Raw genomic sequence first — 6,024 nt, forward strand, 5'->3', positions numbered from 1 at the left:
GAGTAACAGCGTACAACAGCGGTTTTGCGCAAGCCTTGCCAGAAAAAGGCAAGCCCTGCGCAAAGCCGCGGCCCGTTGGTAGCAATTTTAACGAAAAACTGAAAAACATGAACAAAATTTTATTTTTACTTATTTTTATTTGTCAAACTTCTATTTCGCAAACTTTAAACGATTTAGACATAAAAAATGGTTTTAGACATTTCAAATTTGGCAGTAGTCCATCTTTAATTAAAAATATTGTCAAACAAGAAAATCAAGCATCTCAAAATCCAAATGTTGTAGTTTATGACTATGTTGGTAGTGATATTGATAATATTTTCAACGAAAAAGTTGAAAGTATAAGTTTAAGCTTTTTCAAAAATAAACTTTTTAATATCGGAGTTAACTTTGGTGATTTTGAATCAAGTGATTTTGAAAGAATTTTATCTGCATTAGAAAAAACTTATGGTGAAAAATGGGTAAAACCTACTAACAAAGATGGCAAAATATTAAATGGAGCGATTTGGGCTGGAAAGAATGTAGTTTTAGAATTGTTTAAATTTGATTCTTTATATATTGGAGGATATATAAATGTTTATGACATAAAACTTACGAACGCAATGTTTTCAAGTGATTTTTAAAATATGTGGTTCAAAAAAGATATTCCAGACGATTTAACTAATAATCAAAAAGATAAACTTGTAGCATATATTGGATATTCTGATTCAGATATGAGTTTAGTTGGTCAATACGAAAATGCAATTGACATATTAATAAATCAAGTCATTGAAGAAAAATTTAGAGTTGACGTTATTGCACATCCTCTACTTTATCTTATTAGGCACTCAATAGAATTAGCACTAAAAGAAAACATAAAATATCTAAATAAATATAGCCAAATAGGAATTGGGAAGGATTTTAAAACACATAAATTAAGTGATCTGTTTTCTATTTTTGAAAAACATTATGATAAAATCGCAACTAATCAAAACTTTAAAACTGAACTAAGTTCAGATTACGAGAAATACACAAAAGAACTAAAAAATTTAATTCAGTTTCTTGGTGAAGACCAGAGTTCTTTTAGGTACACATTTACGCAAAAAGACAATAAAGTTTTTAATCATACTGATAAAATCAATATCATTGAGTTAAAAAAGCAATATGATAATTCGTTAATGTTTTTAACTTTTACAGCTGATGTAATTTCACCTTTTACAAATTATGCAGATTATATTGAATCTGATAAGTCTATAATAAATGATAGCTTGGGATTTGTTTTATATTGTTTTGACAAACACCAAAAAGATTGGCTAATTGAAAAACTAAATGATAAATATAAAATAATTACACCTAAAAATGTTTGGTTTGATGAAAAAGAAAATTATTTTTTGCGGCTAAAAACTAAAGATGAAAAATGTTATGTAATACCAATGAATAAATAAAAAAACTGCTACCAACAGGCGTTTGGCAAGATTGCGAATTTTGTGGTAAATTCACGTTTATTTCTCGCAAGAAATTTTATCTTTAACAGAAAATAATCGGTTCCGAAGTTCGCAACCTCGCCAAGCGCCGGAACGTTAGGCGATATTTTAACACAGACTCAAGAATCCAATATTACTTTATAACAACAAATATTGTTTAATAGAATAACCAACTAAAAATAAGGTATATGTTTGAATGGAATTATTTTTACGGTGTTTTAATGCTAGATATGGACTACGCAAAAAATGAGACACGAAATCATAAAGACGCAATTAAGTTTATTCAAAATGATTTAATAACAAAAAACTATTTTTATTTTCATCCTGCAATTTTTTCAATTGGAACAGAGGAAAAACCATATTGCTACGACAATGTTTTTATTACATTTGGACGAAGTGCAAAGTATTTCTTACGAGACACAAGTGAATTAAATAATTTTATTTTTGAATTTGAGGACATTTTAAAAAATTTAGATTTTGAAACAGCACAAATTAAAATTGGTGGTATTTATGGTGATAATACATTATTTTGGTTAAATCGTAAAAAACTTTTGAATGAAAAAGGTTCTTCACTTGAAACAACTTTGAGTTATTTTTCTGAAAATAAAATTAGATATTATGAAAATGATTTGTTTTATTTTGGCTTTGGAGAAATCAATATTTCAACAGGATGGTGCGAAAAAAAATATGACGTAGAGGAATTAGAATTATTTGATAAAATTTATCCTGATTTTGAATATCCAATTAAGAAAAACATCGCCTAACAGGCGTTTGGCAAGATTGCGAATTTTGTAGTAAATTCACGTTTATTTCTCGCAAGAAATTTTATCTTTGATAGAAAATAATCGGTTCCGAAGTTCGCAACCTCGCCAAGCGCCGGAACGTTAGTGGCAAGCTCAGAAAACAACACTTTAATATGAAACAAACATTTATTTTTGCAATAATTTCTATTTTTATCTGGAGCTGTAATTCAGATAAAACTAAACAACCAATTCAACAGAAAAATAAAATATCTGTTGACACAAATGTTTATTCCTTAAAGTCAATTGACAATCTACACGAAAGATTGACTATGAAAGAATATGATAAAACGTTGCTTGAATATATTAACTCAAATCCAAATAAAATTGATTCTACTCGAAAAGTAGTTTATCTACAACCATTTGGAAACATGAAACCTGAAGTTGAAAAAATCATTCAATCAGAAGTTGAATATTTAAAAGTTTTTTTTCAATTAGAAGTAAAAGTATTAGATAGAATTCCTTACGACAGTATCAAGAAAATGTCCTCGATTAAGACAAGAATGGTTCCAGATTCTGACTTTGATTATTATTCAAAAATGAAAGGTGGAACTCCAAACCTAACAGAACAAATTCAAGCAAGTTCATTCATTAACGCTGTTTTAAAAAATAACAAACCAAAAGACGCGATTGCAGTTTTAGGAATAACAGAACATGATATTTACAACCCAAAATACAACTATCTTTTTGGTATTTCAGATTTAAAAGATGGCGTTGGTTTAGTTTCAACTTTTAGACTTATTGACTATAAAGAAGAAACTAAATACAACATACGAAAAGTAGTATCTAAGCAAATTGTAAATATGTTTTCGATTCCAAATGTGAAAGACTTCAAATGTGCTATGAACTTTCATAGTAATATAGACGAATTATACAAAGGGAAGTTCGATTTATCACCAAGAGCATTAGAGAAATTAAAATACGCAATCGAATTTGATTATACTAAACGCTTTGAAGAATTGGCTAAATTTTGGAAAAAAGAAAATAACGAAACTGAAATAAAATATTATAAAGATTGTTTGCGCAGAATAAGAAAAGCCAGCCACTAACAGGCGTTTGGCAAGATTGCGAATTTTGTAGTAAATTCACGTTTACATTTCGCAAGAAATTTTATCTTTAACAGAAAATAATCGGTTCCGAAGTTCGCAACCTCGCCAAGCGCCGGGACGTTAACTGAAACCCGAGGGCACCAGAATAAAAAACAACATTTTTCATATAAAGAAACCATAAAATCTATCTTAAAAAGATGTTGAAAAAATCGTGAAATACTTTTCTAATTTATGATAATTCTTAACGCAAAAATTACGAACTTGCGAAAAATAGAATTGAATTATAAATGAAGTTAAAAGAAAAAATAAGTATTGACGAATTTGATGGCAAACGCTATCAGATAAGACTTGTTGAACCAAATGAAAATGGAAAAGCGGTTTTAACTCATTATCTACACAACATACATAACGGATTTTCAAAGTATTATAAAGATGATGCTTTAGATGTTTTAAATGATTTTGTAACTTACAAACAAGAAGAAGAAAAACTTTTAATCGTTGCTGAAGATGCGATGCAACAACTTCTTTTTGAAGTTGAAAACGTTCCGTTTCCAACTCCAGAAAACTATACTTTTAAGTTTATAGATTTATTTGCAGGGATTGGCGGTTTTAGAATTGCTATGCAAAACCTTGGCGGTAAATGTGTTTTTACAAGTGAATGGGACAAAGAAGCACAAAAAACTTATAGAGCAAACTTCGGAGAAATTCCATTTGGAGACATTACAAAAAAGCAAATTAAAAATTATATTCCAGAGGAATTCGATTTACTTTGTGCAGGTTTTCCTTGTCAAGCATTTTCAATTGCTGGAAAACGTGGCGGATTTGATGATACAAGAGGAACATTGTTTTTTGATGTTGCAGAAATTATCAAAAAACATAAGCCAAAAGCAATTTTTCTCGAAAACGTAAAAGGATTAAGAAGTCACGACAAAGGAAAAACTTTAGAAACAATACTAAATGTTTTAAGAAATGATTTAGGTTATTTTGTGCCTGAACCACAAATTATTAATGCCAAAAATTTTGGAGTTCCGCAAAATCGCGAAAGAATTTACATCGTTGGCTTTCGCCAAGATTTAAATATTTCAAATTTTGAATACCCAAAACCTTTTGAAGTAAATCCAACTTTTGAAGATGTAAAAGAAAGAAATGTTCCACCAACAAAATATTATCTTTCAACACAATACGTTCAAACTTTAGTTAATCACAAAGCGAGACACGAAAATAAAGGAAATGGCTTTGGATACGCAATAATTCCTGACAATGGAATTGCAAACGCAATTGTTGTTGGCGGAATGGGAAGAGAAAGAAACTTGGTTTTAGACCATAGAATTACAGATTACACACCAACAACTCACATAAAAGGAACTGTAAATCGTGAAGGAATTCGTAAAATGACACCAAGAGAATGGGCAAGATTACAAGGATTTCCTGATAATTTTATAATTCCAGTTGCTGACGCATCTGCATATAAACAATTCGGCAACTCCGTTGCTGTTCCAGCAATTCAAGCAACAGCAAATAAAATTTTAGAACTAATCGGAATTAAGAAATATGCTATCAGGAAATAAAGGAGAATGGAGTGAAATTTACGCTTTGTTTAAATTACTTGGCGATAAACAATTATTTGCAGGTGATGCAGATTTAAACAAAGTTGAAGAATTATTTTATCCAATAATCAAGATTATTCGTAACGAAAGTGGTGGAAATTTTGAATATGAAATAAATAGTGATTTTGTAATAATTTCAGGCGGAAAAGAACAATTAAGAATTCCTGTGAAAACTTTTACCGAACAATCGGTAAAGTTGTTAGCAACAATAAAAGGTTCAAATGGTGCTTTCAGTATTCCAGAAATAGAAACTTTTATGAACTCTATAAATTGTAGTTCTTTAAAAGCAAAATCAACTTCAAAATCTGATATTCGAATTGTAATTCACGACCAAAGAATAAACCAAACCGCAGAATTAGGATTTAGTATTAAATCACAACTTGGCGGACAAGCTACTCTTTTAAATGCAGGAAAAACAACAAATTTCATTTATCAGATTTCAGGTTTTCAACCAACAGAAAATCAAACAAAAAGCATAAACGAAATTGACACAAAAAGTAAGATTAAAGATAGAATTGAAAACATAAAACAATTAGATGGAAACATAAATTACGTTTCACTTGAACAAGATGTTTTCAAAAATAATTTAGTATTAATTGATAGTTTGTTACCAAATATTTTAGCAGAAATTGTTAAAACTTTTTACACATCAAGCTTAAGTTCTATAAAAGATTTAACCGAAAACATAAATAAAACAAATCCGTTAAATTATGACAAACAATTTGCTCATACATTTTATGAATACAAAATCAAACGCTTCTTAACTGACGTAGCTTTAGGAATGACGCCATCAAAAGTTTGGAATGGAATATATGACGCAACAGGTGGATATTTGATTGTAAAAGAGAACGGAGATGTTTTGTGTTATCATATTTACAATAGAAATCAATTTGAAGAATATTTATTTCAAAATACAAAATTAGAAACCGCAAGTAGTTCAAGACACGAATTCGGAAAAATATATAACGAAAATGGGAAAAGTTACTTTAAACTAAACTTGCAAATCAGATTTAAATAAAACGGGCATCAGTTAACAGGCGTTTGGCAAGATTGCGAATTTTGTAGTAAATTCACGTTTATTTCTCGCAAGAAATTTTATCTTTGATAG

General features: G+C 29.3%; 6 protein-coding genes. All 6 read left to right on the forward strand.

The features are described 5' to 3' along the window. Positions 1 to 620: hypothetical protein (locus G6N05_RS15300; protein ID WP_205729776.1), on the forward strand; the 620-nt coding region annotated here is incomplete at its 5' end. A gap of 3 nt (positions 621 to 623) precedes the next feature. Beyond that, positions 624 to 1,421: a hypothetical protein gene (locus G6N05_RS15305; protein ID WP_166131797.1), complete on the forward strand. Its 798-nt coding sequence runs from the start codon at positions 624 to 626 to the stop codon at positions 1,419 to 1,421. Between the two features lie 227 nt (positions 1,422 to 1,648). Continuing rightward, positions 1,649 to 2,224, forward strand: coding sequence for a hypothetical protein (locus tag G6N05_RS15310; protein ID WP_166131800.1), 576 nt, complete (start codon positions 1,649 to 1,651; stop codon positions 2,222 to 2,224). Between the two features lie 152 nt (positions 2,225 to 2,376). Then, positions 2,377 to 3,309, forward strand: coding sequence for an archaemetzincin (locus G6N05_RS15315; protein WP_166131803.1), 933 nt, complete (start codon positions 2,377 to 2,379; stop codon positions 3,307 to 3,309). 287 nt (positions 3,310 to 3,596) lie between these two features. Next, positions 3,597 to 4,877, forward strand: coding sequence for a DNA cytosine methyltransferase (locus G6N05_RS15320; RefSeq protein WP_166131806.1), 1,281 nt, complete (start codon positions 3,597 to 3,599; stop codon positions 4,875 to 4,877). After that, positions 4,861 to 5,934, forward strand: coding sequence for an HpaII family restriction endonuclease (locus G6N05_RS15325; protein WP_166131809.1), 1,074 nt, complete (start codon positions 4,861 to 4,863; stop codon positions 5,932 to 5,934). The genes G6N05_RS15320 and G6N05_RS15325 overlap by 17 nt, the downstream gene beginning before the upstream one ends. Positions 5,935 to 6,024: the final 90 nt, after the last annotated feature.

Origin of the sequence: Flavobacterium bernardetii (assembly GCF_011305415.1) — a bacterium.
GTDB classification, from domain to species: domain Bacteria; phylum Bacteroidota; class Bacteroidia; order Flavobacteriales; family Flavobacteriaceae; genus Flavobacterium; species Flavobacterium bernardetii.

What these genes read in the sequence shown, in the direction of transcription:
- G6N05_RS15305 (WP_166131797.1), top strand. Translation starts at nt 624, where the DNA reads ATGTGGTTCAAAAAAGATATTCCAGACGATTTAACTAATAATCAAAAA.
- G6N05_RS15310 (WP_166131800.1), top strand. Translation starts at nt 1,649, where the DNA reads ATGTTTGAATGGAATTATTTTTACGGTGTTTTAATGCTAGATATGGAC.
- G6N05_RS15315 (WP_166131803.1), top strand. Translation starts at nt 2,377, where the DNA reads ATGAAACAAACATTTATTTTTGCAATAATTTCTATTTTTATCTGGAGC.
- G6N05_RS15320 (WP_166131806.1), top strand. Translation starts at nt 3,597, where the DNA reads ATGAAGTTAAAAGAAAAAATAAGTATTGACGAATTTGATGGCAAACGC.
- G6N05_RS15325 (WP_166131809.1), top strand. Translation starts at nt 4,861, where the DNA reads ATGCTATCAGGAAATAAAGGAGAATGGAGTGAAATTTACGCTTTGTTT.